The following is a 26,995-nucleotide window of genomic DNA, read 5'->3' as shown; positions in this document are numbered from 1 at the left end:
TATGTCGATCACAGCCAAAGTCCACATCAAGCACGACTACCTCTCGCTCGCTCCCACGCTGCGGGCTCTCGACGGTGTCAAGATCCGCGTGATCACGCAGGGGACGACCGACCCGGGGACGACGTACTTCCCGTTTCTCATCGAGTACAACGACGCCGAGACACTCGAAGCGACGCTCGCCGAGGACGGGACGGTTGAGGCGTTCGAGTTGATCGACCGCACCGACGACACCGCGATCTACTACATTCAGCACACGCCGCAGACGCGGCTCATAAGCAGTATCGTCACCGAGGAGAACGGGTTTCTGGTCCACACCGAAACCAAAGACGCCGGGTGGTTGGTCCACCTGCTACTGCCGGACCGCGCCGCGTTGAACACCATCTGGGAGTACGCGATCGCCAACGACATCGCCCTCGACATTATCGAGATCTACAGCAACGAAGACGCCGGTGGGGAGTCGTCGTACGGCCTCACCGACGAACAGCGGACGGCGCTCCGACTCGCGTTCTCGGAGGGCTACTTCAACGAACCTCGGGACATCTCGCTTGGCGAGGTGGCCGATCGGATGGGGCTGTCGTCGACCGCGATGAGCGGTCGGCTCCGGCGCGGGATGCGGAACCTCATCGCGGCCACGATCGCCGAGCGCGAGCGGTCCGGGTGACTCGACGGAGGGCCCGACACGGGGCCGCACACGGTGTTCGGTGCGGTTCCCGAGACCCGTTTTCGCCCCTGATCGCCCCGAGTTCGGAGCGGTCGCGACCCCGCCACCCCCGCGTCCGGGTCAGTCCCTGTTGACGTCGGTCACAGCGTCCCCGACCCGGAGCGTCGGCCGGCTGGCGGCCTCCGGAACCCGCGCGAGGATCATCACCGCGAAGAAGTGCTCGAACGCGTCGGGGTCGGCGAACTCCGGGAACGTCTCCCGGCGCTTCCGGACGAACCGCCGTCTGAACGCCGGCACCGCCTCGCCCGTGTCGGGGTCCCGCGACGGCACGACACACCGGCCACACGGCGTGATCCCCTCGAACCGCACGCCGCCGACCGCGAACGCCGGGGCGTCGTCGCCGACGAACCGGTCCTCCCAGAACGCGGGGACGCCGCTCACTTCGACGTTCGCGCGGAGTCGGCGCCGGACGCTCTCGACGGTTAGGCCGTCGAACCACGACGCCACGGCTTCGAGCGTCGCGGTGCTGACCACCGATGGCCCCATTCCCGGACGGTCCACGAACCCCCGATCTTCGTTCCGTTCGAGCGTGATCCCGTCGCCGAAGACGTCGCTAAACCACGCTGACGCGCGGTCCCGTTCCGCCGGGAGGGTGAACTGCGCCGTCTCCCTCGACTCCGTCCCGACGCTCAGCGTCCCGGACTCGGGATCGAACGCCGCGTTGAGGTCGTGGACCGCGGCGGTTCGTTTCCCGTTGAGCGGGTCGTTGTCCGCGTCTCCGAGCGCGTACTCGCGGTCGCCGCCGAGCGTCCCACCCGCCCGCACGCTCGCGGTGTCGACATCGATACCGTCCAACCCCTTCACCGGGTAGATCCGGAGGCGTTCGAGCCGCGCCATACCTCCCTATGGGTGAATACCGGCATCATCATTTCGTTCCGCCCACCGGCCGCAGCGAGGTGGCGCCTTTGTCGTATCCGAGCCAGGCGCCGAGCACGACCGCGGCCACGATCAAATACACCGGGAACAGCGCCGCGAGGACGTACCCCAGAGCCAACGGCGTGAGGGCGCCGGTCCAGTGGAGTGACCCGACCGTGATGAGTCCGAGGACCGCGCCGGCCACCACCCCAAACCGGTACGCGCTGTCGGCGTCCGGGTCGGGCGGGGGCCGTTCGTCTTCCATACGTTGTGTACGGACCTGACAGTCATACATCGTTTGTCGGCCGTGTTCCCCTTGGCGACCGGGATAAAAATACGGTACTATCAGGGTGACGTTTTATGAGGATCTGTGTCCTCCCTCTATGAGATGTCAGGAGACGCTGACCATCCGAACTTTCCGAGTGTCGATCAGTCCGATCGTTCCGTCCCACGGAACCTCCGCCAGACGGGCGATCCGGGGATTGAGATGCTCGTTTCGACCCGCGTCCGTAAATCACCCTTCTTCCACAAGTCGTTCAACGAGAACAGCGCGTGGCGCTGTACCGTGTATAACCGGCTCTATCACCCGCGCGGCCTCGTCGAACCCGAAGACGGCGGTGCGATGAAAGAGTACGACGCACTGACTAACGATGTCACGCTGTGGGACGTCGCGGTCGAGCGACAGATCCGCGTGAAGGGCCCCGACGCCGAAGCGCTGACGAACTACGTCGTCTCCCGCGACGTGACCGGCATGGACCCGATGGACGGCAAGTACGTCATTCTCTGTAACGAGGACGGCGGCGTGCTCAACGACCCGGTTCTGCTGCGCCCCGAGGAGGACGAGTTCTGGTTCTCCCTTTCGGACTCGAACCTGATGCAGTGGCTTCAGGGCGTCAACGTCGACAACGACTTCGACGTCGAAATCGACGAGATCGACGTCACCCCGATGCAGATCCAGGGGCCGAAGGCGCTCGATGTGATGGTCGACGTCGTCGGCGAAGAAGTCAAAGACGTCCCGTACTACGGTCTGATGGAGGCCGAGATCGGCGGTGCCGACGTTCTCATCAGCCAGACCGGCTTCTCCGGCGAGGAGGGCTTCGAGGTCTACGTCAAGGACGCCCACGAGGACGCCGAGAAGGTGTGGGACCCGGTCCACGACAGCGTCGTTGACCACGGCGGCCGCCAGATCGCGCCCGGCCACCACCGCCGCATCGCGGCCGGGATCATGTCCTGGGGGCAGGACCTCGACTTCGAGACCTCCCCGTTCCAGGTCAACCTGGGCTACCAGGTCCCCGACGACAAGGACGCCGACTACATCGGCAAGGAGGCCCTCGAAGAGCAAAAAGAGCAGATCGAGAGCGGCGACTACCCGTTCACGCACAAGCTCATCGGCCTCAAGATGGCCGGCGAACCCATCCGCGACTACGCGCCGGACTTCTGGCTCGTCTCCGACCCCGAAACGGGCGACGAGTGCGGGTACATCACCTCGCCGTGGTGGAACCCGGACCTAGAGACCAACATCGCGATGGGCTACGTGCCCGCCGAGAAGATCGAGGAAGTCACCGACACGCCGCTCAACGACGAGATCTACGACGAGGAACTCGACTTGGAGTTCGAGGTCCACCTCCCCGACGAGTACTCCGAGGAATCCGGCGAGCCGACCTTCGCCACCGTTGCAAAGGTTCCGTTCAAGGAGTCGGTCAACCCGAGCGCCCGCGAGCAGGCCAAACTCAACGCCCGGAAGGAAGCCGAAGGCGAATAACTTGACATCCTCCCCGCGTTAAAGCGCGAGGATTCCCCGAAGGGGATATTCAGGTTGCGCGTTTCCTCGGGTCTCAAGTACGCTTTCGCGTGGAACGTCAGCGGTAGCCGTCCAGTTGTGACCAAGGACGTGCTTTCCAGCGCGTACAGCCCTGTCAATGGGGCCTTCCTCCCCGCATACAGCGGGCGTCAACAGCGTGGAACGACGTTCCACGAGCAATCGGGCGTAGCCCGATGATGACGACTGGCTCTTCACTCAGCGAGGTCGCACGGTTCGCGTCAGCCGAACTGCTACGCCGTGCACGGTTCTCCCTCCCGTTGTGCGATGTTCTCTGAAGCGTTCAGGTCGGCGTGGCGTTTCCGTCCACACTCCGAACACGAAAAGTGGTCGACATCACGAGTTCCCATCGAACCACACGCCGAACACTCCTGACTGGTATGGGAGGGGTCAATCTTCTCGACACGGATACCAGCGCGTTCGGCTTTGTACGTAATGAACTGTTGGAGTTGGTGGAAGTGCCACGAGTGGACACCCGACCACGAACTGTTCTCGCGGATACCTTCGAGGTCTTCTATCCGAACGACGGGGTTCTCGAACTGTTCCGCGAACGTGATGAGACGACGGGAGAGTTTATGATTCAAATCCATATCAGGCTGTGCTATCGACGGTGGTTCGTGAAAGGCAGTGTCGGATTCATCCCCGCACTAAAGCAGGGGCTTTCTCCTCGATTCTCCGTAACGGGGTGACACCCGGCGGGACACGGTATCAGTCGTACAGCGGGTACTCGTCGGTCAGCGCTTCGACCCGTGCCGCCACGTCGGCGACGACGCGCTCGTTGTGAGGGTCGTCGACGACCTTCACGATCAGGTCGGCGACCTCCCGACAGGTCGACTCCGTGAACCCGCGCGTTGTGAGCGCGGGCGTTCCGAGCCGGATGCCGCTGGGGTTGAACGCAGAGCGGGTCTCCCCCGGGACCGTGTTGGCGTTCATAACAACCCCTGCAGACGCCAGCGCGTCCTCAACTTCCTTCCCTGCGGTGTCGGGGTGGGACGGACGGAGGTCGGCCAGGATCAGGTGGTTGTCGGTGCCGCCCGAGACGAGACTGAGGCCGTGCTCTTGGAGGCGCTCGGCCATTGCGGTAGCGTTGTCGATTGTCTGTTGGGCGTACGCCTCGAACTCCTCGGAGAGCGCCTCCCCGAACCCGACCGCCTTCCCGGCGATGCAGTGCATGGCGGGACCGCCCTGTGTGCCGGGGAACACCGCGTTGTCGATGTCGTCGGCGTACTCCTCGTCGCACATGATGATCCCGCCGCGGCCCGCGCGGATGGTCTTGTGGGTCGACCCCGTCACGAAGTCCGCGACACCGACCGGCGACTCGTGGACGCCCGCCGCGACGAGCCCCGTGATGTGGGCGATGTCCGCAAGGTGGTAGGCGTCGACCGCGTCCGCGATCTCCTGGATCCGCCCGAAGTCGACCTCCCGGGGGTACGCGGAGTAGCCCGACACGACGATGTCCGGTTCGAACTCCTCGGCGGTCGCTTCGAGCCCCTCGAAGTCGACGTACCCGGTGTCGGGGTCGACCTCGTACTGCTCGACGGTGTAGGTCTGGCCGGCGAAGTTGGCGGGGTGGCCGTGGGAGAGATGCCCACCGTGCGTGAGGTCGAGCGAGAGGATCTTATCGCCCGGCTCCAACATCGCGAGGTAGACGCCCATGTTCGCCTGCGAGCCGGAGTGGGGCTGGACGTTGACGTGGTCGGCGCCCCACAGCTCTTTGGCGCGCTCGATCGCGAGTTCTTCGACCTCGTCGGCGTACTCACACCCCGCGTAGTACCGCTCCCCGGGGTATCCTTCGGCATACTTGTTCGTGAGGGCACTTCCCTGGGCTTCCATCACGGCTTCGGAGGCGTGGTTCTCGCTTGCGATCATAGCGAGGGTCTCGTTCTGCCGCCTGCGCTCGCCATCAAGGGCGTCGGCGACGGCCGGATCGGTGTCGCGAACGGTTTCGTTCGGCATACACATACTGACACGGGTCCGAGTCGGATAATTCTGCCTTTCCGCACAGTCAACTCCCGATCAGTGTGACACCCGAACGACCGGTTGTGGTCGGTCGCAGCACAGCCCTCAAGCGAGCGCCCGCGCCACAGTGAGGACACTACCGATTCACCGGCCACCCTCGACCCGTGTGAACGACGGCCGCGACCCGGCTACGGCAACCCTGTCAGTCCTCGAGCCGACCGCGCCGCCACCCTTCGAGGTCGGGCGTCTGGTTGAACGTATAGATGTGGAGGCCGTGGATGTTGTAGGTGTCGTCGCCGACGTACGGCCCCAGCCCGTCGATCAGGTCGTCGGGCCTGTACCGTCCGCGCGACCCCACGAACTGTTTGACGAAGCCCACGAGCCCGGTGGTCTTCCGCAGGAACTTCACCGAGTCGCCGACGCCGACTTTTCGCGAGATCTTCAGGAGCTTCTCGTATTTCATCACGCCGGGGATCCCGATCTCGACCGGGAGGTCGACCCCCCGTGCGCGGATCTCCTCGATCCACTCCAGGATCGCCTCTGAATCGTAACACAGCTGCGTCACAATATACGTCGCGTACGGCGCCTTCTTTTCCATCGACTCCGTGAGTTCGTCCTCGGAGATGAAGTCGTGGCCCTCGGGGTAGCCCGTGATTCCGACCTCGTCGAACTCGTAGTCGATATCGTCAAGCGCGACGAGCAGGTCGTACGCGGACTCGAACTCCCCGACCGGGTCCTCTTTGTCCCCGCCCGGCACGAAGATGTCGGTGACGCCGGCCTCGGTGAGGCGACGGGCGATCTCCTCGAGCTGTTCGGGGCCCTCGATATACCGCGCGGCGATGTGGGGAATGACGTCGTACCCCTGCGCGGCGGCCTCCTCGGAACGCTCGACGGTCTTTTCGATACCCAGTTTGGGCGAGGTTGTGATCGCGACGCTCGCTCCGTCGGGGAGGTGCTGGATCTCGTCTTCGAAGCTGTCGAACGGCATCAGCTCGAACCGGGCGTTGGTCAAGAGGTATTCGGCGCCGTCCGCAGTGGACGTTTCGGCTCCGCGTTGCGCTCCAAGTGACATTATCGGAAGAACGGGCGGGACCCACTTTTGTTTATGGGTTCACCACCCCTGCGGATGGTCCACGCCGGCACCCCGGCGTCGTTCGGCGACGATTGTCGACAGTTTGCGGTTCGCGCCGTCGACTGACGGGACCATCTGAGCTTCTGAACCACGGGGTGACAAAATTCTTATGAAAAGTCCAGGCCGAACGGTTCGCGCTTCAGGGCGGGGAGGACCTCAAGCCGAGTCGGGCGCACACTGGCGGATCCGGTCGGCGACGACGTTGACGGTGGCGGGTTGGTCGGGGTCGCCGGAGACCCGACCGACCACCAGATCCAACACGTTGAGTTGTGTCAGGAGCTGCCGCGTCCGGTCGTACTCCAGGCCGACTTCCCGCTGGACTTCGTGCACCGTTCTGGCGTCAACGACGGCATCAACGACGTCGTGGAGGGTGAGCGCGTCCGGCAGCCCGATGCCGTCGGCGACCAGTTGTTCGTCGGGCAACGATGTGGCTCCGGTACCGTCGTCGGTCCGGCGGCCCTGACCCGCTGGCTCCGCTGTCCCATCTGTGGCCCCGGCGCTGTCGACCGACGCCGTGTCGGTCGCCGTCTCGGCGCCCGTGCCGCCGTCGCCACGTTCCTCGTCGGACGCTGCCCGCGTCCCGTCGGCGGTTTCGTAGGAGGTCGGCGAGTGGACTCCCGCCTCGGTCATGTACCGGCGGACGGTCTCCGCGGAGACGTCCATGTCGATCCGGCGACTCATTTCGGCGAACGTCTCACTGGTCTCGTAGAGCCGACGGAGGTACGGCGTGTCGTCGTACGCCGGAACCGACTCGTCGCGGACGGCAGCGAGACGCGTGCCCCCCGCCACCATCGTAGAGTCGTCGCTTCCGGGTTCTCCCGTGTCTGTGGTCGCGTCGTCCGGCTCCTCATCGCTCGTCGTGCTTGAGGCGTCGTCGCCACCGACGGTGTCGCCCTCGCGGCTCCGACCCCCGTCGTCGCCGATTGTCACGGTGAGTGTCACCACAAGCGAGTCCCCGTCGAGGCGCACGTCGGTGGGGTCGACTGAGACACGGGGATACCCCGCCGGGAGCGCCTCGGCCGGGTCCGGGAACGCCGGCGCGCGGAACGTCACCGAGAGGCCGTCGCCGACCGCCACGTCGGCCGGTTCGAGGTCGCCGGGCGCCCCCACAGCAACAGTAACGGTGGCGCGCAGCGACCCGTCCCCGCCGCTCCCCGCCGCTTCGGTCCGGCGGACGGACCGACCGTCGTCGTCGAGGTGCTCGATCACTCGCGCGAGGGTCTCGAACGGAGAATGTGTCCGCGTCGCCATATCACTACGACAAACTAACACATTGTGATTGGTTAACGATGCGTGTGGAATGGTGAGGGTCTTCAAGTTCGGAAGGGCCCGCGCGACCCGTCCCGCCCGGATCCAACCCGAGGCAGATGGCCCGCAGGAGGTGGGTTAGGGCTCCGTTGCGATGCTCGCGATCCGCTCGCCCGTTACCACGACGCCACCGCGGGCCGCCGAGTAGATCACGCCGTCGGCACCGGCGGTGGCGGTTTCCAGCCGTTCGAACGACGACGGGTCGAACACGCCGCCGAGCGCTTCGCCTTCGGTGACCGCCTTGCCGACGTGTTGGTCCGGTCGGAGCTCGAACAGCCCCGATGTCTGGGCGATCACCCGTGGTGCGTTGTCGCGGAGGAGCCGCTGGTCGGGTGTCGCAGTGGGTGACTCCGCGACCACTCCGAGTTCCCGGAACACGTTCCAGACCCCGTCGACGCCCGACGCGACCGCGGACCGCTGGACCGTCCGGCTGTTGGAAAGCTCTGCAGTGATCGCGGGGACCCCCGCTTTCGCGGCCGCCAGTCGGAACTTCCCCGCGAAGTCGTCACCGCCGACCGGATCGGTGTCCGCGAGCAGGAACTCGGTGCCGAACGCCTTCGCGAGCGCGCGGGCCTCGTCGTCGTCGGCGCCGAACCGGACGTGTTCGAGCATCTCCGGCATCCCGGTGTGGAGGTCAACCGCGGCGTCGGCGGCCTCCACGAGCGGCCAGACGTTGGCGACGAGCCGCTCCTGGAAGCTCCCGGTGGCGTCGCCGGGCCAGATCCGGTTGAAATTGGAGTTGAACGCGTCGTACGCTTCCGGCGTCAAATACGACCGGTGGTCGAACGCGATCGGGTTCGCCACCGGAACCGCCACCACTGTCCCCGCGATCTCGGCGTCGACGAGGCGGGCGTGGAGTCGACGGAGCGCCGCCGGTCCGTTGAGCTCAATGCCGTGTTGGGCCGCCTGCACGAACACCGTCGGCCCCGTCCCGCCCTCGTATCTGTGGACGGTCACGGAGACGTCACGCCCCGAGGGGAAGTGCCCGAGCTCCCGGTCGGTCGCGGTGTGCGTTACGGGTTCGTAGTCCATACGCCGTTGGGGGAAGCCGCGGCGTAAAAACCCCGTGACGGCCGGTTCGGCGCCGGCGACCGGGCGACTCACCCACCGGCCGCCACGCCGCGGTCTTTATCGGGCCGCTGGGCCACGTCCCCGTATGCACCTGGCGCGCGAATCCTGGACCGACGCCGACGCGGCCGACACCACGCTCGCGGTCCTCCCGGTCGGAAGCACCGAACAGCACGGCCCCCACGACCCGCTCGGGACCGACGTGCTCACCGCCGAGGCGGTGGCCGAGGCAGGTGCCGACCGGTACACCGACCCCGTCGTGGTCGCGCCCGCGATTCCCGTGGGGATCGCCGAAGAGCACCGCCGGTTCTCCGGCACGCTGTGGACCTCGGAGTCGACCTTCCGCGACTACGTCCGCGACGTGGTCGGCAGCCTCGCCGCCCACGGGTGGGACCGCGTGGTGGTCGTCAACGGCCACGGCGGCAACATCGCGGCGCTGAAGGAGGTCACGGCGCGGATCGTGCGCCACGACGACGCCTACGCCGTCCCGTTCACGTGGTTCGACGAGGTCGGCGAACACACCTCGGACATGGGCCACGCCGGGCCGCTCGAAACCTCGATGCTCCGCAACACCGACCCCGAGACGGTCCACGACGATCGCCTCGAAGCCGCCGCCGCCGACGGCGCCGACGGGTGGGGCGAGTGGCAGGGCCGGGTCAACCTCGCGGTCGACTCCGACGAGTTCACTGACAACGGTGTCGTCGGCGACCCCCGCGAGTCGAGCGCCGACCTCGGCGAGGAACTCTTAGACCGCTCGAGTGAGGCGCTGTGCGATCTCTTCGACGCCGTCAGGGACCGCGATCCGACCTCACGAACCGATTAGTGAAACACAACCCATCGAGGAAACGACACGCCGTCGCGGCCGAAGGCTCGACACCGGGGCAACGGCGTCCCGGTGCGGCCGTGGAACGGCCGCCGTACGACGCGTCGCCGCCTGCTCGCCGGTCGCGCCGTCCAGCGCCAATCGCCGCCTGCTCGTCGGCCGCGCCGTCCAGCGCCAATCGCCGCCTGCTCGTCGGCCGCGCCGTCCAGCGCCAATCGCCGCCGATCCGTTTGTCCCGTTCATAAACCCCCGTACCAGTACACCCGTCGGAGCGGATCCCCCACCGCGAGTCGGTAGGGGCGCTCTCCGGGGCGTTCGGCGCGGTCGGACGGCACCTATTTGTGGACCCACTCGTTATGTCGCAGTAGAGTATGAAGACCACAGACAGCGTACCCGAACGAGCCGGCACCGTGATCGTCGGCGCCGGGATCGTCGGGTGTAACGTCGCCTACCAGCTCACGAAACTCGGCCGCGACGACGTCGTCGTTGTTGACCAGGGACCGATGCCAACCACCGGCGGGTCGTCGACCCACGCGCCGGGGATCATGTTCCAGACGGCCGAACCCAAGGAGCTCTCACAGTTCGCCGACTACAGCCGTCAGGTCTACTCCGACCTGGAGGGTGCAGACGGCCAGCAGGCGTACAACGAGACCGGCGGTATCGAGGTCGCCCGCACCGAAGACCGGATGGACTTCCTCCAGCGCCGCGTCGAACACGCGAAGGCGTGGGGGATCGACGACCCACAGATCCTCTCGCCCGAGGAGGTCACGGAGAAACTCCCCCTCGTCGACGCCGACGAGATCCTGGGCGGCTACTACTCGCCGACCGACGGGCAGGTGTCGGGGGTCGTGGCGTGCGACGCCCTCGCTCGCGAGGCCATGGAGCGGGGCGCGGAGTTCGTTCCCCACACGCGGACCGAAGATGTCGAGACCGAAAACGGCGAGATCACCGCGGTCGTGACCGAGAACGGCACCATCGAGGCCGACGACGTGGTGCTGGCGACCAACATCTGGGCCCGCCAGCTCGGCGAGCGACTCGGCGTCCACCTCCCGGTGACGCCGGTCGAGCACCAGTACACCATGACGGAGTCGCTCGACGAGCTCGCCGACGCCGCGGTCGACATCACCGACCACCCGCTGTTCGAGAACTACGAGAACGTCTCCGGCGAGAAGGCAACGCGCCTCCTCGTTGGGCCGGACCGCCCGATCCTTCGGGACCAGGACAACGCGATGTACTTCCGGACCCACGGCGACTCCTACGGAATCGGGTCGTACAACCACGACCCCATCGTGCCGGACCCACAGGATCTCGGCGGCAACGACCCCGACGGCGAGCAGGGATCGGTCCACGAGTTCACCGACTACCACATGGACAACGCCACCCACCCCGACCGCCCGGACAAGGCGCCGCGGCAGGCGAGCGACGAGCTCCTGCCCGCGACCGGGGGGAAAGATCTCGAGTTCAAATACAACGGCATGTTCGCGGAGTCCCCGAACGGCCTCCCGGTCCTGGGGCCGGTTGAGGAGTACGACGGGCTGTGGACCGCCCTGGCGACCTGGGTCACCCACGCCGGCGGCGCGGCTCGTGCGCTCGCAACGTGGATGGAGCACGGCGTTCCGAAGCTCGACGGCGAGCCCATGGATGTCGCCCACTGCGACGTCAACCGGTTCGACGACCACGAGGGCAGCTGGGACTTCGCTCGCGACATCGGCGCCGAGGAGTACCGGATCGTCTACAACATTATGCACCCCAAGTGGGTGTGGACGGAGAATCAGCGTGACATCCGACGGACGCCGATGTACCACTCCCACAAAGAGCTCGACGCGGAGCTGTGGGCCGAAGCCGGGTGGGAAGAGCCCCAGTGGTTCGAGTCCAACGCCGACCTGCTCGCCGAATACGGCGATCAGATCCCCGACCGCGACGAGTGGACCGGCACGTACTGGTCGCCGATCGAGGGCGCCGAAGCGCTGAACGTCCGCGAGAACGCCGGCCTCCACGACATGACCTCGTTCAACAAGATGGAGGTCGTCGGCGCCGACGCCGGGGAGTTCATCCAGTCTCTCTGTACGAACGACATGGACCTCGCCGTCGGCGACGTGAAGTACACGCTGATGTGTAACGAGGCCGGCGGCGTCCGCGCGGACATCACCGTCACCCGGACCGACGAGAACCGCTACCTGATCCTGACCACCGGCCGCGAGGTCGGAAACAACCACATCGCGTGGGTGCGGGAGCACTCGCCCGACGACGTGGTGGTCAACGACGTGACCTCCTCGCTCGCGGCGATGGTCTGCACCGGCCCCAACGCCCGGAAGATCCTCTCGGAGGTCACGGACGTCGACCTCTCGGACGACGCGTTCCCGTTCTTCACCAGCCAGCAGTTCTTCGTGAAGAACGTGCCCGTCACGGCGCTGCGGGTGTCGTACGCCGGCGAACTCGGATGGGAGCTGTACACCCCCTCCGAGTACGGCGAGCGGCTCTGGGAGATCCTGCTCGACGCCGGCGAGGAGCACGGCCTCCGGCCGTACGGCAACGGCGCGCTGAACGCCCTCCGCATCGAGAAGGGGTTCCGGTTGTGGGGCGAGGACCTCCACACCGAGCACACCCCATCGGAGGCCGGCCTCGGGTGGGCGGTCGACATGGACACCGACTTCATCGGGAAAGAGGCGCTCGCCGGCGGGGAGACCCCGGCAGCCGCGGCCGACGGCGGCGAACCCCGCCACCAGGTCGCGTGTCTGACCCTCGACGACACCGACGAGACCATCCTCCCGCACCGTCCGGTGTTCGCGCCCGGCGACGACGACACCCTCGGCTACGTGCACAGCGCGGAGTACGGCTACTCCGTGGGCGCGTGCGTGGCGTACACGTACCTCCCGCCGGAGTTCGCGGCCCCCGGGACCGACGTGGAGATCCTCTACGAGGGCGACCGCTACGAGGCGACAGTTCGAGAAGAGCCGCTGGTATAAGAAACAGCGTCTAAAACCGCCGAAAACAGTGCGGGGGCAACCCGGAAGCCCCCTCGCGCTCGCGGGCGCTGACTCGCTGCGCTCCTCGGCCTCCGGTCTGTGGTGCTTGCGTCGTCAGCGCCCGCGACCGCCCGGCCCCTTCCAGTCCCACCCGATAGCGGCTCCTCGGCAGCAACCGCGCAACCAAATCCGACGGACGGCGACCCGCGGCATCCGACCACCACCCCCTCGCCGTCCCCTGCCTTCGACCCGTCACCTCGCCGGTCTGTCAGGCTGTGGTTCGCGCCTGCGTGCGCGGTGTGTCGTCGTCGACCACCGACCCGGATACAGCTAATATCCACGGAAACACGGGTTTACCGTTGTCTTTATGCCCGTGACAGGACCACCGACGGACGAGAACGATGAGTACATCCGAACTTCCGTCACAGGCCGAAACCGTCGTCATCGGGGCGGGTGCGGTGGGCTGCAGCGTGGCCTACCACCTCTCCGAGTTGGGCGCCGAGAACGTCGTCGTGATCGACCAGGGTCCGCTGCCGGTCACCGGCGGGTCATCGGTCCACGCGCCGGGGATCATGTTCCAGACCTCCCCCTCGAAGATCCAGACCAAGACGGCGTACTACACCAGCCGGCTCCTCTCCGACGCCGGCGTCTACGACGAGGTCGGCGGGATCGAACTCGCCCGCAGCGAGAAGCGGATGGATTTCCTCCGGCGCCGCGTTGAGTGGGCGGAGTCCTACGGCCTCCCCGAACCACAGCTCCTCTCGCCCGAGGAGGTCACCGACCACCTGCCGATGGTGAACGAAGACGAGATCCTGGGCGGCTACTACTCGCCCACCGACGGCCGCGTTGACGGCATCTCCGCACTCCAGTGGTACGTCGACAACTCCGACGCCGACTTCTACGGCAACACCGAGGTGGCGGACCTCGACGTCGCGGGCGGGCAGGTCAACGCCGTCGAGACCGACCGCGGCACGATCGAGTGCGAGCGGTGCGTGATGGCCACCAACAACTGGGGGTACCAGACCGCCCAGATGGCGGGGCTCGACCTCCCGATCGCGCCGGTCGAACACCAGTACGTCGTGACCGAGCCGATGGAGGAGTACGCGGACGTCGACGGCTCGGTCGGTGACAACACGACCGGGCTGGAGGTGCCCGGCGAGCGCACGATCGCTGAGGCTATGAGCCAGGGCCCGACACAGCCGGTCGGCCGCGACCAGGACAACTCGCTGTACTTCCGCAACCACGGCGACTCCATCGGGCTGGGATCGTACAACCACGAGACGCTCTCGGTCGACCCCGACGACATGGGCAAAAATACGGAGGACCACCAGGCGTCGGTTCGCGGATTCACGACGGAACACTGGGAGCAACCGACCCACGCCGACCGCGAGAAGTCGGCGAAACAGGCGTTCGACGAACTCCTGCCGGCGACCCAAGACGCCGACTACCTCGCCACCGAGAACGGCATTTTCGTGTTCACACCGGACGGAATGCCCGCGGTCGGCCCCACGGCAGCGGTCGACGGCCTCTGGAGCGCGCTCGCGATCTGGTGGACTCACTCCGGCGGCTACGGCCGGATCGTCGCCGAGTGGATGGAGAACGGCGTTCCCCGGCTTCCCTCCGGCCCCGTCGACACCAGCGGGATCCACGTCCGCCGGTTCGAGCCCCACGCCGGCGAGAAGGAGTACTTCGTCGACAAGGGCGCAAAGCGGTACCAGCAGGTCTACAGCATCGTCGAACCCCGGTGGCAACCCAGCGAGCACCGCGGGCTCCGCACCAGCCCCTTCTACGAGCACCAACAGGAGCTGGGCGCGGAGTTCTACCAGTCCGGCGGGTGGGAGACCGCCCAGTGGTACGACTCGAACGCCGACCTCGTCGACGACTACGAGGAGTTGATCCCCGAGCAGGACGGATGGACCGGGATCAACCGCTCGCCGATTGAGGCCGCCGAACACCTCCACACCCGCGACGCGGTGTCGATGTTCGACATGACGTCGTTCAGCTCGATTATGGTGGAGGGCCCGGACGCGACGGAGTTCCTCCAGCGAGTGTGTAGCAACGACGTCGACAGTGCGGTCGGGAAGGTGCGCTACTCGCTGCTCCTGAACGAGGGTGGCGGCATCCTCGCGGACATCACCGTGGTCCGACTCGACGACGACCGGTACATGCTCACCACCGGCGGCGGGTCGTCGCCGGGGATCCACGGCGGGTGGCTGGAGCAACACGCCCCGGACACTGTGTCGGTCCACATCGAAGAGGGCGGAAAGTCCACCATCGGGCTGTGGGGGCCGAACGCCCGGCTCCTGCTTCAACGGTGTACCGACGCCGACATCTCCAACAGCGGGTTCCCGTATTTCACCGCGAAACAGCTCTACGTCGGCGAGGTGCCGGCGGTTGCGTTGCGGGTGTCGTACGTCGGCGAGTTGGGGTGGGAGCTGTGGACTCCCGTCGAGTACGGCCGCCGGCTGTGGGAGACGCTGTACGAGGCGGGCCAGGACCTCGACGTGCGGCCGATGGGTGGCGGCGCGCTGTCGTCGATGCGGCTGGAGAAGGGCTACCGGCTGTACGGCACCGACATCGACACCGACGCCAACCCTTACGAGGCCGGGCTGCCGTTCGCGGTGGATATGGACACCGACTTCATCGGGAAAGAGGCCTTAGCACAGGCCAAAACCGAGGGGATCGACACCAGAGCCACCCCGATCACGCTGGATGACTCGACCGACATCCTCCGGACGGGCTGTCCGGTCCTCGTCGACGGCGAGGCCCAGGGGTACGTCCAGGCCGCGGACTTCGGGTACAGCCTCGGGAAGTCGATTGCATACACGTACCTCCCCGCGGCGTACGCTGAGGCTGGCACGGCCGTCCAGGTGCGGAGCGAAGGCGAACTGTACGACGCGACTGTCCGGGACGAGCCGCTGTTCGACCCCGGTCGCGACAGGATCATCCGGTGATGGCGGGGACACGATGAGCGAGTCCGACGCCGACGCCGACGCCGACGCCGGTACCGTGGCTGCCGAAGAGCTCCCGGTCCGGTACGTCGACATCGAGCGGGCGCGGGAGCGGCTCGACGACGACACCGTGGTCAAGCAGACCCCGGTCGAGACCAGCACATCGCTCGGAGAGTTCGTCGACGCGGAGGTCTACCTGAAGATGGAACACCTCCAGTGGACGGGATCGTTCAAGACCCGCGGGGCGTATAATAAGATCAGCCAGGACGTTGACGCCGGCGTTGACGAGTTCATCGCCGCGAGCGCGGGCAACCACGCCCAAGGGGTCGCGCTAGCGGCGACGAAGTGCGGCGCCGACTCCACAATCTACATGCCCGAGGACGCCCCGCAGACGAAGGTCGACGCCACCCGGGGGTACGGTGCGACGGTCGAACTCGTCGGCAAGGACTTCCAAGAGACGATGGCCCACGCCCAGTCGGCTGCCGAGGACAGCGACGCCGCGTTCGTCCACGCCTACGACGACACCGACATCATCGCCGGGCAGGGGACGCTCGGGGCCGAGATGTACCACGACTGCCCCGACGTCGACACTGTGATCGTGCCGATCGGCGGCGGCGGCCTGATAAGCGGGGTGTCGACCGCGATCAAACACCTCTCGCCGGACACCCGCGTGGTGGGCGTCCAGGCCACCGGCGCGGAGACGGTCCACGAGAGCCTCGACAAGGGTATTCCGGTCACGCTGGACGAAGTCGACACCATCGCCGACGGCATCGCGACCGGCGGGATCTCCGAGGCGACGCTCCGGATGATCCAGGCCAACGTCGACGAGGTCGTCACCGTTTCCGACACCGAGATCGCCCGCGCGATCCTGCTGGTTATGGAGCGCGCAAAACAGGTCGTTGAGGGCGCAGGCGCGGCGTCGGTCGCGGCGTTGCTCAGCGACGACCTCGACGTCGCGGGCGAGACCGTGATGCCGCTGCTGTGCGGCGGCAACCTGGACATGACCCAACTCCAGACGGTTCTGGTCCACGCGTTGACCCAGCGGAAACAGCGGATCCGACTCCGGGTCCGGATCGACGACCGACCCGGGAAGATGGCGGATATCTCCGGAATCATCTCCGACCAGGAGGCCAACATCTTCGACGTCCGCCACGACCGCGGCGTCGAGAATCTAGAAGTCGGCGACGCGTACCTGGTGTTCACCGTCGAGACCAGCGGCGCCGAACACGCCGCGTCGATCGTCGACGCCATCGAGGAACGCGGCTACAGCGTCGCGGACGTGACCCGGGAGACGTAGCGGTCCCGTCCGCGGTGGGGGGTCCCGCCGGAGTGTCCTCTGTTGTGGCCGGCAACGCCGAACGCAGCGGTCACGCGCCGATGTCGATCACTCGTCAGCGAACGACACGCCGGTGACCTCGAACCGTGCGCCGCCGTCGGTTCCCCCAGTCGCCGCAACTTCCCACCCGTGGGCCTCGGCGATCTCCTCGACAATGCTCAGCCCGAACCCGGTCCCCTCGTCGGTCGTCGAATAGCCCGCCTCGAACGCGTCCTCGCGGCCGTCCTCCGGAATCCCCGGCCCGTTATCCCCCACGTAGAAGCCGTCGTCGAGTTCCCCGATGGTGACGGTCACGTCCGGGCCTGCGTGTTCCACTGCATTCCTGTAGAGGTTCTCGAACAGCTGTCGCAACCGGCTCGGATCCGCGCGGATCGACGTATCGGTTTCGACACGTAGCGTCGCGTCGGCCGACGCGACTGTCTCCCAGCAGCGTTCGGGCATCGAACCGAGGTCGACCGGCTCCGTCACGCCGACCGGATCGCCCTGTCGGGCCAGTCCCAGCAGGTCGTCGATGAGCGCGGCCATCCGGTCGTGCGCGTCGGCGACGGCGTCAAGATGACTGCTGTCGCACGCCTCGCGGGCGAGCTCCAACCGGCCGGTGGCGACGCCGAGCGGGTTTCGGAGGTCGTGGCTAACAACGCTCGCGAACGCGTCGAGCCGCTCGTTCTGCCGCTCCAACTCCCGTTCCCGGCGCTTCTGTTCGGTGATGTCGGTCCCGATGACGTATACCCGGGAGTAGTCGTCCGCGCTTTCGGCGGGCACGAACATGTCGACGAGTTCCCGGTGGGTTTCGCCCGACAGCTTCCGACCGGTCACCTCCGCTCTGAACCGCGTCTTCCCGTCGGCGACGGCGGCCCACTCGGCTGCGAGCACCTCGGTGATCCCGTCGCCGAACAGTTCATCAAGGTTGTCGATCAGCGCCTCCTTCGACGAGGCATCGTAGTACTCCACGGCGTTCTGATTGACACCGATGACCTCGACGCGCTCCATCAGTCGGGAGATCTCCTCGGGGTTCTCAAGCAGGTACGACTCGACGTCATCGACGTCGGATGCGATCTCCTCCAGGTGGGTCACCGCCCCGGAGAAATCCTCTTCCCAGATGGTCAGCGGATTGTTCTCGAACAGCGACTGGTACCGGTCGCGCTCGCGCTGGAGTTCCAGTTCCCGGTCTCTGTGTTCGGTGATGTTCTGAACCGTTCCTCGAACGCGCACCCGGGATCCAGCCTCGGTCTGCGGGTCTCCCCGTAGCCGGACCCATCGACACCCGCCCGCCGACGTGCGGATCCGCGCGTTCACGTCGAACGACTCGCCGCGTTCGACCGCGTCTGTCAGCGCGTCCCGCACGAGCGACCGGTCGTCGGGGTGATAGCTCCGGATGGCGTTCTCAACGGTCACCTCGCGGTCTGCGGGACACCCGTGAATCTCGTACATCTGCTCGGACCACGTGAGTTCGTCGGCGACGATGTCGTACTCCCAGGCGCCGACGTCCGCGATCGCCTGTGCCTTCCTGAACAGGTCGTTCTGCCGCTCCAACTCCCGCTCTCGCCGCTTGTACGTGGTGATGTCGGCGTACACACAGTAGCCGTCGATGTCGTTGTTGTCCGGAACTGAAACGTTTCGGAACCGGAAGTCGCCGACGCCTTCCGGGGTGCGTCTCCGAACCTCCTCGTCGACCATGTCACCGGCCAGCACGCGGTCGTTGAGGCGGCGTGCCTCCTCGCGGTTCTCCGGGGAGACGAGAAGGTCGTCGACGCACTCGCCGGTTGCCGCCGCCGCATCCTGCCCGAACCGCCGCGTGAACGCCTCGTTGACGTCGATAACGGACGGGTCCCCGTCCTGAAAGGCGTACGCGACCGTCGGCTCGGGAAAGTTCTCAAACAGGGCCTGCAGTCGGGTGTTCTGGCGTTCGACCTCGCGTTCGTGGTGTTTTCGTTCCGTGATATCGGTGTACACCGCGAACGCGCCCGACCCGTCGGCGTACATCGCGGTCTGCAGGAGGAACCGGCGGGTGCCGTCGGCGGTCGAGCGCGTTACCTCCTCGGAGTAGAGGCCGCTCTCGGCTTGGACCCGCCGGTTGAGGCGATCGATCTCGTCCGAGTCGGCATCGGGAATAACGTACTCGTCGAGCGACTCGCCGACGATGTCGTCGGCGGCATACCCGAACACCTGGGTGAAACTCGGGTTGACGTGTTCCACCACCGGCGTCCCGCCGTCCCACTCAACGTCGACTACCGCCTGCGAGAGGTTCTCGAAGAGCGCCTGAAACCGGCGTCGCTCCTCGTCGAGTCGGCGCTCGGCCCTGACCTGACTCACTGCGTTGGTGATTCGGTTGGCCAGGAGTTCGTACTGGTCGGTCCCCGACCCCTTCTGGAGGTAGTCGGTGACGCCGGCGGAGATCGCGTCGCCGGCGACGTTCTCACTGCCCTGACCGGTGAAGAGCACGAACGGAAGGTCCGGGTGTTCCGCCCGGACAGCGGTGAGAAACTCGATCCCGTTCGTGGCGGGCATGTCGTAATCGGACACGACACAGTCGAAATCGGCCGCAGCGAGGCGCTGTTTGCCCTCCCCAGCGCCGCTCGCGGTCTCGACGACAAACCGGTCGTCCTGTCGTTCGAGGAACTCCGCGGCCAGGTCCGCAAACTCCGGTTCGTCGTCCACGTGCAGAATACGAACCGTGTTTGAGGTACTGCTCACACCTGTGAGACACTGCCACCCCTACTTAAAATTACGTCCAACCACGGGGGGACGGTTCACTTGCGCTGACCCCACGACCGGGGGCGTGGCTCACGCCGCGTGACCGCGGGCGTCTCATCGCACTTGCCGTCGATCTCACTCTCACCCAAACACCACCGCGGTTTTCGCGGAAAGTTATTTGACAACGGGTCGTGACGGTTGGCCCGGAGCGATGTACGACCACATACTGATACCGTACGACGGGAGCAACGAATCACGGAAGGGCGCAGAGCACGGGATCGAACTGGCGGCAGCGCTCGGCGCGAGCGTGACCGCCCTCTACGTCATTGACCTCCCGGGGGCTCCGAGGGCCTTGGCGCTACGTGACGACGAAGAGGAGATGCGGGAGCAGTACCGCGAGTACGGGGAGGAGGTGCTTGACGAGATCAGCAGCGTCGCCTCACAGAACGGTGTCGACTGTTCGACCGCGTTCCGAACCGGGTCGCCGGCCGAGGAGATCACCGACCTCGCCGACGAGGAGGACATAGACGCGATCGTGATGGGCTCGGCCTACCGGGGGATGGTCGGCACGATCCTCGGTGGAACGGCCGACAGGGTCGTCAGGACCTCCCGCGTACCGGTGATAACCCAGCGGATGCAGATGGACGACATCTGAGGGGAGATGCCGTCCCACGGGCGCCGGACCCGTTGGCGTCAGTCCGGCACCAACCGGTTCTCGCGGTAGTAGATGACGATACTGGCGCTGAGAAACAACACCCCGGCCAGCCCGTAGTCCTCCAGCGTCATCGCGAAGAGCGCCCCGCCGAAGAGGGCGAGAACCACGACGATCGCCGCGTTCGCAAGCGACGTTCTCATACAGGAACCAGACGGGGCGGTCTGTATAAACGTAGTGTTGGCCCCGCCGATCCCGCCCGCAACCACACGACCCCCGGCCCGAAACACAACGTGTCAAATAAGTATTTATACTGTTGCCGGCAGGCCCATAGAAATCGACGATTTCGCGCGTGTGACGCGCTCGTGACGGTGTTTCGTCCCGTGCGGCGGGCTGAGGGGCGGCCGCGGCGCATCGACATCTCGCCGAACTGTGGCCAACACACCAGCACGCTGGCTAACATTTATTACAATAGAACAATTGCGGGTCTATGAGGTTGTGTAGCACTCCGCTAAGAGGAGAACACCAACCACGTCGGTAGTGGGCACCCATCACAGTCGCACCGTCACGTAACCCAACCGCACGCGGAACGAACCGAGCACAGGTGATAAATCACGACGCTCGGCCGCAAGCCGCACGATAATGACGAACAGAAAACACCGATCCGGCAGAGTGGAGGTATCGTATGTCTGACAGCGACCAAACGGGCGAGATGTCCGACGGGCTCCAAGTAGAGCTCTTCCACCCGGACTCCGACCGGGAGCCGGGAGACACCAACATCCAGAAATTCGGATTCGACATCCACCCGGTCGTCTTCCCGGTCGCGCTCGCGCTCATCGCGCTATTCATCGCGGTCACGATCGTTCTCGGTGACAGCGCGTCAGCCGCGTACACGTGGCTGTTCAACTTCATCGGGGAGAACTTCGGCTGGTTCTATCTCCTCGCGGTGAACATCTTCATCGTGGTGTTGCTGTACTTCGCGTTCGGGAAGTTCGGCAATATCAGGATCGGCGGCGTCGAAGCCGAAAAGGAGTTCAGCGACTTCTCGTGGATGGCGATGCTATTCAGCGCGGGTATGGGGATCGGCCTGATGTTCTTCAGCGTCCTCGAACCCGTCTTCTACTTCACCAGCGTCCCGGCGTTCTGGGGCGCCGAAGCCGGCACCGGCGCCGCGGCCTCCGCGGCGATGGCTCAGACCTTCTTCCACTGGGGCTTCCACCCGTGGGCTATCTACGGCCTCGTCGGGCTCGGGCTCGCGTTCTTCTCGTTCAACCGCGGCCTGCCGCTGACGTTCCGGTCGATCTTCTGGCCGCTGCTCGGCGACCGAATCTACGGCTGGCCGGGGCACGTGATCGACCTCGTGACCGTCTTCGCGACGCTGTTCGGGCTGGCGACCTCGCTGGGTCTCGGCGTCGCGCAGGTGAACACCGGAGTACAGTACGTCACGACCGACATCCTCGGTATCCTCGGCAGCTTCCCCAACAACACGCTCACCCAGATCGCGCTTATCGCGCTCATCACCGGCATCGCGACCCTCTCTGTCGCCGCCGGTCTCGACAGCGGCGTCAAACGGCTCAGTACCGTCAACCTTTATTTGATGTTCGCGCTGCTCGGGTTCCTCCTCATTGTCGGCCCGACCATCTTCGTCCTGGGGACGTGGGTCGAAGGGCTGGGCGCGTACTTCGGGAGCCTCCTCAGCCTCTCGTTCTACCGGGGCACGATGGGCGGCGGCGCCGGAACCGTCTCGGCGTGGACCGTCTTCTACTGGGGCTGGTGGATCGCGTGGTCCCCCTTCGTCGGGATGTTCATTGCGCGCATCTCGAAGGGTCGTACGGTCCGCGAGTTCGTCCTCGGCGTCCTGTTCCTGCCGTCGATGTTCTCGACCATCTGGCTCGCGACGTTCGGCGGAAGCGCGCTTAGCGGCGCGATCGGGGAGGGCACCAACGGCGTCGTGGGCGCGTACAACGAACTCGGCTACGCCACCTTCGAGACGCTGGGGATGTTCGTGATGCTCAACCAGTTCCCGCTCGGCGCCATCTCAGCGTCGATCGCGACGCTGCTCGTCATCACGTTCTTCGTCACCTCGTCGGACTCGGGCTCTCTGGTCATCGACCACCTGACCTCGGGCGGCAAACACGACGTCCCGAGAGCCCAGCGGATCTTCTGGGCGGTCACCGAGGGCGCCGTCGCGGCGATGCTGCTGTACGGTGGCGGCCTCAGTGCCCTCCAGACGGCGGCCATCACGACCGGGCTCCCGTTCGCGGTGATCCTGTGTCTGATGTGTTACACCGTCTACCTCGGCCTTGACAACGAGTATCAGATCCTCGAATCCGAGGAGTTCGCCGAGCGCATCCAGGACATGACCGAGGAAGGCGATGTCGACATCGCGACCACCGGCGACGAAGTTGTCACGGACGTTCAGGGGGGTGACGACCCGGTCAGTGGCGACTGACACCGGTTTGATCCCCTCGCTCCGATACCGACGATAGCCCGCAACTGACGACACCAACCGGCTGTTCCGCTTCGCGGTCCGGTTTTCACAGAGTTAACGACCCGAGAAACGGCCGACCGCGTGCTTTTTGTGTCCCGTGCGACGACGACCCGTCAGCGACGCCCCGGCCGCCGATCGAAACGCCCGTGTCTCACCCGCTTCACCGCGGTGGGTCTCACTGTGTACCGGCCAGCACCGCCGACGGGGGTGGACGTTCGGTGGAGCGAGGCGAACGCTCTCCGTCTCAGTAGTAGTCCCACTCGTCGTCGGTGTCACCGTGGCTGACGCTGTCGTCGTCGGTCTCGTCGTCCGGCCACTCGACGCCGCCGCCACGGAGCTGTTTGTACGCGTACGCTCCCATTGCGACGAGCATCAGCGCCAACACCAGCGTCCCGGCGATGGCGGCGGCCTGGGCGACGAACTCGAATGAACCGCCGAACACTTGGAGTACGAACGGCGCCATACAGTGTGTAGCGCGGCGACCAGAATGAGTCTTACCCACGACAGACTCCCGGCGGCCTCATCCGCTCGCTTCCGTCTCGACGGTGCGTTCCCCGTGAACCCACCGCCGTGTCGGTGCGCCCAACCCCGCGGCGGCGCCCAGCAGCCACACCAACACCGCTGGGAGTGTCGGCAAGAGCAGCCACGGTAGAGCGCTGACGACAGCCCCCGCGACGGCCCCGTGCCACGGACGGCGCTCCCCTTCGACCTCCGTGAGGTACGTCCCGAACACGAGGTATCCGAGGCCTGCGAACCCGACACCCACGACCGAGACGACCAGGGACCACCCCTGTGCGAGCCACAGGCTGCCGACCCCCGCCCGGGCGAACTGGTTCAGCGCGTATCCGCCGGCGAACGCGACGAAAAAAAACGGGATGGTCCCGTACAGCACCGAAAACGGGGACTCCTCGATGACACGGTCGACCGCACGGTCGACGAACCCGCTGCGAGTGACGAGCAGTCCGAACCCCGCTACCAGGACAGCCAGAAACGAGATCCCCGCGTAGACTCGCCCCGACAGCCCGAGGATCGCTGACAGGTCGCCGATCTGGGCGGTGGTGGCGGTGCCTGCGGCCGCGTCGTAGGTCATACTCTACTCTCGGCGGATTCAGGTGAAAACCTGTCGACGGTCGGTCGCCGGTGCTGCCGACCCTTTTTTAGTTTGCAAACCCATTAAGAGAGTATGACAGGGCAAATACGGGCGTTGCTCCGTATGACGAAACACATCGGCGAGCGGGTCGCCAAGCCACTCCGGCGGGGCGATGGCCCCAACAAGTTTCGGCTGTCGGCAATGGACACGGCAACGACCACGTACGACGGGGACGACGGGTGGGCGAAGCGGCCCCCAGCGGTCCTCGAATGCCCGCGGTGCGGCGGCGACATCCTCCAGCACCACTCCCGTGACGACATCGACTGCCCACACTGCGTTGCGGAGTTCAGCTACCAGAAGTTCCCGGAACTCGAACTGAACCACCTCACGTGTCCGGTATGTCGCAGCGAGATGGCGCACGGGCAGCGCCACCCGGAGGCGTTCGACCTCGTCGAGTGGGCGACGTGTAACGGGTGCCGGTACCACTGGGAGTTCAAGCACTCCTACTCGTAGCTACGACTCCGGATCCAACTCCCCGGTTGCCGCCTTGATCGCCGCGACGTTTTCGGCGACGTCGTGGACGCGAACGACGTCCGCGCCCCTGTCTGCGGCGAGTGCTGTCGCCGCGATCGTCGGCGTCAGCCGGCCGTCGTCGGCGACGTCAGCCCCCGCGAACATCGACTTCCGGGAGTGGCCGAGCATCACCGGGCACCCGAGCGCCGCGAACTCCCCGGCGCGGTCGATCAGGTCGTAGGACTCGGCGGGGGTCTTCCCGAACCCGCAACCCGGATCGATCACGACCCGGTCGCGGTCGACGCCGGCGCGCTCGGCCCGCAGGAGCTGTTCGGTCAGTTCGTCGAGGATGTCGTCGACCACGTCGTCGTACACTGGGGTGATGTCTGGATCGACCGGGACGGAATGGCTGTGCATCAGGATCAGCGACGCGTCGTGGGCGGCGATCACCGCGGGCATCGCCGGGTCCGCGAGTTCCGAGACGTCGTTGACGATGTCGGCGCCGGCTTCCAGGGCGGCGTCGGCGACGGCGGCCTTCCGGGTATCAACCGAGATCGGCACGTCGAGGTCGGCGACGCGTTCGATCACCGGCACCACCCGGTCGATCTCGGTGTCGACCGGAACGGGCTCGGCGCCCGGCCGAGTGCTCTCACCGCCGACATCGACGATGTCGGCACCCGCTTCGAGCATGGCCTCCGCGCGGTCGACCGCGGCTTCGACCGCCTCGTACTTCCCCCCGTCGTGGAAGCTGTCGGGGGTGACGTTGAGAATCCCCATCACCGCGGTGCCGTCGGCCGCGATCGGGTCCAAGTCGGCGCCCGCGGTCCGGTCATCGGGATCGAGCCGCGCTTGTACCTGCTCCGACACACGGCGGAGCCCCAACCCCTCGTCGGCTAGCGCCGCCGCGAGTTCGCGGAACTGCGTGGTCGTGCCCGCGAGCACCGTCGCGACCAACTTCTCGGGACTGCCGGCGTCAGAGCGGTGACACCGACCGCCGACCGCCGACAGGCGCTCGGCAACGCGTTCGGCTTGGTCGGGCCGGAGGAACGTCCGGAAGAGCCGGCGGTCAACGTCGTCGCCGTCCACCGGTCCGCCGCGCTCGGGGCGTTCGGCCCCACCGGCACCCGTGCCCGTGGCTGCGTCGGCGTCGAACGCGGCGCCGACGAAGGAGTTCGTGGTGTGGCCGGTCCGCGTGCGGGCGGTGGGGACGAGCAGCCGCGTCCACCGGTCCCGCGCCTCCGCGACGGCGTACAGCGACCCGGTCACGAGCACGAAGTCGTCGGGACCGGCAGCGGCGACCGCGCGCTCGGTGGCTTCCGGCACCGACGGGACGGTCTCGACGCTCCCGGCGTGCGCCGAGAGCGCGTCGGCCAGGTTCGCGGGATCCTCGGCGCGGTCAAGTTCCGGCCGGGTGGCGTACGCCGCTGTGATCTCGGGGTATGACTCGATCATGCGCTCGTAGTCCTTATCGGACATCGCCGCGAACACGAGGTGGAGGTCGTCGTAGTCGTATCGCCCGACGAGATCCGCGATCGTGGCGGCCGCACCGGGATTGTGCGACCCGTCGAGCACGGTCACGGGCTCTGTGTCCATGATCTCGAAGCGGCCGGGCCACGTCACCGACCGCAACCCCGCTGCGATGGCGTCGGGATCGGCGTCGGCGACCTGGCGGGCGAGTGTGGCAGCCACGCCCGCGTTGGTGGCCTGGTGGGCGCCGAGAAGCGGGAGGTTGGCGTCGACCGACCACCCCGGTCCGCGGATCGACACCTCGTTTTCGACCGGCGACCGCATCCCCGTCTCGACCGCGCCGACGTCTGGGTCGGTGTCGTCGGGGCCCACGGTGACCGCGTCGGTCACCTCCCGGATCGCCGCCAGCGCGTCGCCGTCGGCACCGGTCACAAGCGGCGCGTTCTCGGGAGCGACTTGTGCCTTGTCGCGCGCGATCTCCTCGACGGTCTCCCCCAGGAGTTCGGTGTGTTCGAGGCTGACGCTCGTGACCGCGCTTGCGACCGGGTTGACCGCGCTCGTGGCGTCGTACCGGCCGCCGATTCCGACCTCCAGAATCGCCACGTCGACGTCCATCTCGCTGAAATGGCGGAGCGCCACCGCGGTCAGCACCTCGAAGTGGGTCGGTTCGTCGTCGTCCTCGCGGAGCCGGTCGATGCAGGGGCCGATCTCCTCGGCGTACCGGGCCAGAAGCGACTTGGGGATCTTGCGCCCGTCGACGCGGAGCTGTTCCCTGAAGTCGTTCAGCCCGGGCGACGTGAACAACCCGACGCTCACTCCTGCATTACGGAGAGCGCCATCGAGCATGCGCGCGGTGCTTCCCTTCCCGTTCGAGCCCGCGATCTGCACGCAGTCGACGTCGAGGTGGGGGTCGCCGAAGTGCGACAGCATCCGCGCCGTCGTGTCCACGCCGAGTTTCGGCCGGCGCTGTTGGAACGAGGTGAGGTAGTCCGCGGCCTCGTGGTAATCCATACGCCGTATTCGGCGTCGGTCGCCTGATTAAGCTATCGACGGACTGTCGCCGGCGGGGTCGGTGCTGCGACGCTGCCGAGCGCTCGGCCCGCTCGGACCGCCCGCTCCCGGGCGTCCCGGAGTGTCGAGGCCTCGCCTG

The 26,995-nt window shown here is 66.5% G+C and carries 20 protein-coding genes and 1 pseudogene; 9 read left to right on the top strand and 12 right to left on the bottom strand.

The features are described from left to right. Position 1 precedes the first annotated feature (1 nt). Positions 2 to 661: a helix-turn-helix domain-containing protein gene (locus IEX72_RS00365; RefSeq protein WP_188785320.1), complete on the top strand. Its 660-nt coding sequence runs from the start codon at positions 2 to 4 to the stop codon at positions 659 to 661. Between the two features lie 120 nt (positions 662 to 781). Here IEX72_RS00365 and IEX72_RS00360 read toward each other — a convergent pair whose 3' ends face one another. Both IEX72_RS00360 and IEX72_RS00355 read right to left on the bottom strand, forming a co-directional pair. Then, on the bottom strand, positions 782 to 1,558 hold the full coding sequence (locus IEX72_RS00360; protein WP_188785318.1) for an MOSC domain-containing protein: 777 nt from the start codon (positions 1,556 to 1,558) through the stop codon (positions 782 to 784). Between the two features lie 28 nt (positions 1,559 to 1,586). Beyond that, positions 1,587 to 1,841: a hypothetical protein gene (locus tag IEX72_RS00355; RefSeq protein ID WP_188785316.1), complete on the bottom strand. Its 255-nt coding sequence runs from the start codon at positions 1,839 to 1,841 to the stop codon at positions 1,587 to 1,589. A 123-nt stretch (positions 1,842 to 1,964) separates the two neighbouring features. On the opposite strand from IEX72_RS00355, the gene IEX72_RS00350 reads away from it, so the two are divergent. Further along, a complete protein-coding gene (locus IEX72_RS00350; RefSeq protein WP_188785313.1) occupies positions 1,965 to 3,338 on the top strand; it encodes an aminomethyltransferase family protein in 1,374 nt (457 codons plus the stop codon). Between the two features lie 290 nt (positions 3,339 to 3,628). Here IEX72_RS00350 and IEX72_RS00345 read toward each other — a convergent pair. The 5 genes and pseudogenes from IEX72_RS00345 to IEX72_RS00325 all read right to left on the bottom strand — a co-directional run. Continuing rightward, positions 3,629 to 3,982 (bottom strand): annotated as a pseudogene (locus IEX72_RS00345) (RNA-guided endonuclease TnpB family protein); the annotation flags it as partial. 121 nt (positions 3,983 to 4,103) lie between these two features. Then, positions 4,104 to 5,351 carry a serine hydroxymethyltransferase gene (glyA, locus tag IEX72_RS00340; RefSeq protein ID WP_188785311.1) on the bottom strand — a complete coding sequence of 416 codons (1,248 nt, stop codon included), beginning with the start codon at positions 5,349 to 5,351 and terminating at the stop codon, positions 4,104 to 4,106. A gap of 205 nt (positions 5,352 to 5,556) precedes the next feature. Then, complete coding sequence (locus tag IEX72_RS00335; protein ID WP_188785309.1) at positions 5,557 to 6,426, bottom strand: methylenetetrahydrofolate reductase; 870 nt, start codon at positions 6,424 to 6,426, stop codon at positions 5,557 to 5,559. A gap of 216 nt (positions 6,427 to 6,642) precedes the next feature. Then, positions 6,643 to 7,737: a hypothetical protein gene (locus IEX72_RS00330; RefSeq protein WP_188785307.1), complete on the bottom strand. Its 1,095-nt coding sequence runs from the start codon at positions 7,735 to 7,737 to the stop codon at positions 6,643 to 6,645. Positions 7,738 to 7,872: 135 nt separating this feature from the next. Beyond that, complete coding sequence (locus IEX72_RS00325; RefSeq protein WP_188785306.1) at positions 7,873 to 8,826, bottom strand: succinylglutamate desuccinylase/aspartoacylase family protein; 954 nt, start codon at positions 8,824 to 8,826, stop codon at positions 7,873 to 7,875. 124 nt (positions 8,827 to 8,950) lie between these two features. Between IEX72_RS00325 and IEX72_RS00320 the strand changes: the two genes are divergently transcribed. The 4 genes from IEX72_RS00320 to ilvA all read left to right on the top strand — a co-directional run bounded on the left by IEX72_RS00320 (position 8,951) and on the right by ilvA (position 16,899). Further along, positions 8,951 to 9,685: a creatininase family protein gene (locus IEX72_RS00320; RefSeq protein WP_188785304.1), complete on the top strand. Its 735-nt coding sequence runs from the start codon at positions 8,951 to 8,953 to the stop codon at positions 9,683 to 9,685. Positions 9,686 to 10,056: 371 nt separating this feature from the next. Then, positions 10,057 to 12,651 carry a GcvT family protein gene (locus IEX72_RS00315; protein ID WP_188785302.1) on the top strand — a complete coding sequence of 865 codons (2,595 nt, stop codon included), beginning with the start codon at positions 10,057 to 10,059 and terminating at the stop codon, positions 12,649 to 12,651. Positions 12,652 to 13,052: 401 nt separating this feature from the next. Further along, positions 13,053 to 15,605, top strand: a complete 2,553-nt coding sequence (locus IEX72_RS00310) for a GcvT family protein (protein WP_188785300.1) — start codon at positions 13,053 to 13,055, stop codon at positions 15,603 to 15,605. Between the two features lie 13 nt (positions 15,606 to 15,618). Then, positions 15,619 to 16,899: a threonine ammonia-lyase gene (ilvA, locus tag IEX72_RS00305; protein ID WP_188785297.1), complete on the top strand. Its 1,281-nt coding sequence runs from the start codon at positions 15,619 to 15,621 to the stop codon at positions 16,897 to 16,899. Positions 16,900 to 16,986: 87 nt separating this feature from the next. On the opposite strand, the gene IEX72_RS00300 is transcribed toward ilvA, so the two are convergent. Beyond that, entirely contained in the window at positions 16,987 to 19,632 is a 2,646-nt protein-coding gene (locus tag IEX72_RS00300; protein ID WP_188785296.1) for a hybrid sensor histidine kinase/response regulator, read from the bottom strand. A gap of 211 nt (positions 19,633 to 19,843) precedes the next feature. Between IEX72_RS00300 and IEX72_RS00295 the strand changes: the two genes are divergently transcribed. Further along, positions 19,844 to 20,287, top strand: coding sequence for a universal stress protein (locus IEX72_RS00295; RefSeq protein WP_188785294.1), 444 nt, complete (start codon positions 19,844 to 19,846; stop codon positions 20,285 to 20,287). 38 nt (positions 20,288 to 20,325) lie between these two features. Here IEX72_RS00295 and IEX72_RS00290 read toward each other — a convergent pair whose 3' ends face one another. Beyond that, entirely contained in the window at positions 20,326 to 20,487 is a 162-nt protein-coding gene (locus IEX72_RS00290; protein WP_188785292.1) for a hypothetical protein, read from the bottom strand. A gap of 482 nt (positions 20,488 to 20,969) precedes the next feature. Between IEX72_RS00290 and IEX72_RS00285 the strand changes: the two genes are divergently transcribed. Next, positions 20,970 to 22,736, top strand: a complete 1,767-nt coding sequence (locus IEX72_RS00285) for a BCCT family transporter (RefSeq protein WP_188785291.1) — start codon at positions 20,970 to 20,972, stop codon at positions 22,734 to 22,736. A 283-nt stretch (positions 22,737 to 23,019) separates the two neighbouring features. Here IEX72_RS00285 and IEX72_RS00280 read toward each other — a convergent pair whose 3' ends face one another. Together IEX72_RS00280 and IEX72_RS00275 are read right to left on the bottom strand one after the other, a co-directional pair. Continuing rightward, positions 23,020 to 23,238, bottom strand: a complete 219-nt coding sequence (locus tag IEX72_RS00280) for a hypothetical protein (protein WP_188785290.1) — start codon at positions 23,236 to 23,238, stop codon at positions 23,020 to 23,022. Between the two features lie 57 nt (positions 23,239 to 23,295). After that, positions 23,296 to 23,865 (bottom strand): hypothetical protein, encoded by a 570-nt coding sequence (locus IEX72_RS00275; protein ID WP_188785289.1) that lies wholly within the window; start codon positions 23,863 to 23,865, stop codon positions 23,296 to 23,298. 93 nt (positions 23,866 to 23,958) lie between these two features. Here IEX72_RS00275 and IEX72_RS00270 point away from each other — a divergent pair, with 93 nt between their 5' ends. Beyond that, entirely contained in the window at positions 23,959 to 24,378 is a 420-nt protein-coding gene (locus IEX72_RS00270) for a hypothetical protein (protein ID WP_229663677.1), read from the top strand. Here the strand turns inward: IEX72_RS00270 and folP are convergent, their stop codons facing one another. After that, positions 24,379 to 26,856 carry a dihydropteroate synthase gene (gene folP / locus IEX72_RS00265; protein WP_188785288.1) on the bottom strand — a complete coding sequence of 826 codons (2,478 nt, stop codon included), beginning with the start codon at positions 26,854 to 26,856 and terminating at the stop codon, positions 24,379 to 24,381. Between the last annotated feature and the right edge of the window lie 139 nt (positions 26,857 to 26,995).

Origin of the sequence: Halobellus salinus, from assembly GCF_014646875.1 — an archaeon.
GTDB lineage: Archaea > Halobacteriota > Halobacteria > Halobacteriales > Haloferacaceae > Haloquadratum > Haloquadratum salinum.
This window is presented reverse-complemented; position numbering and strand designations above follow the sequence as displayed.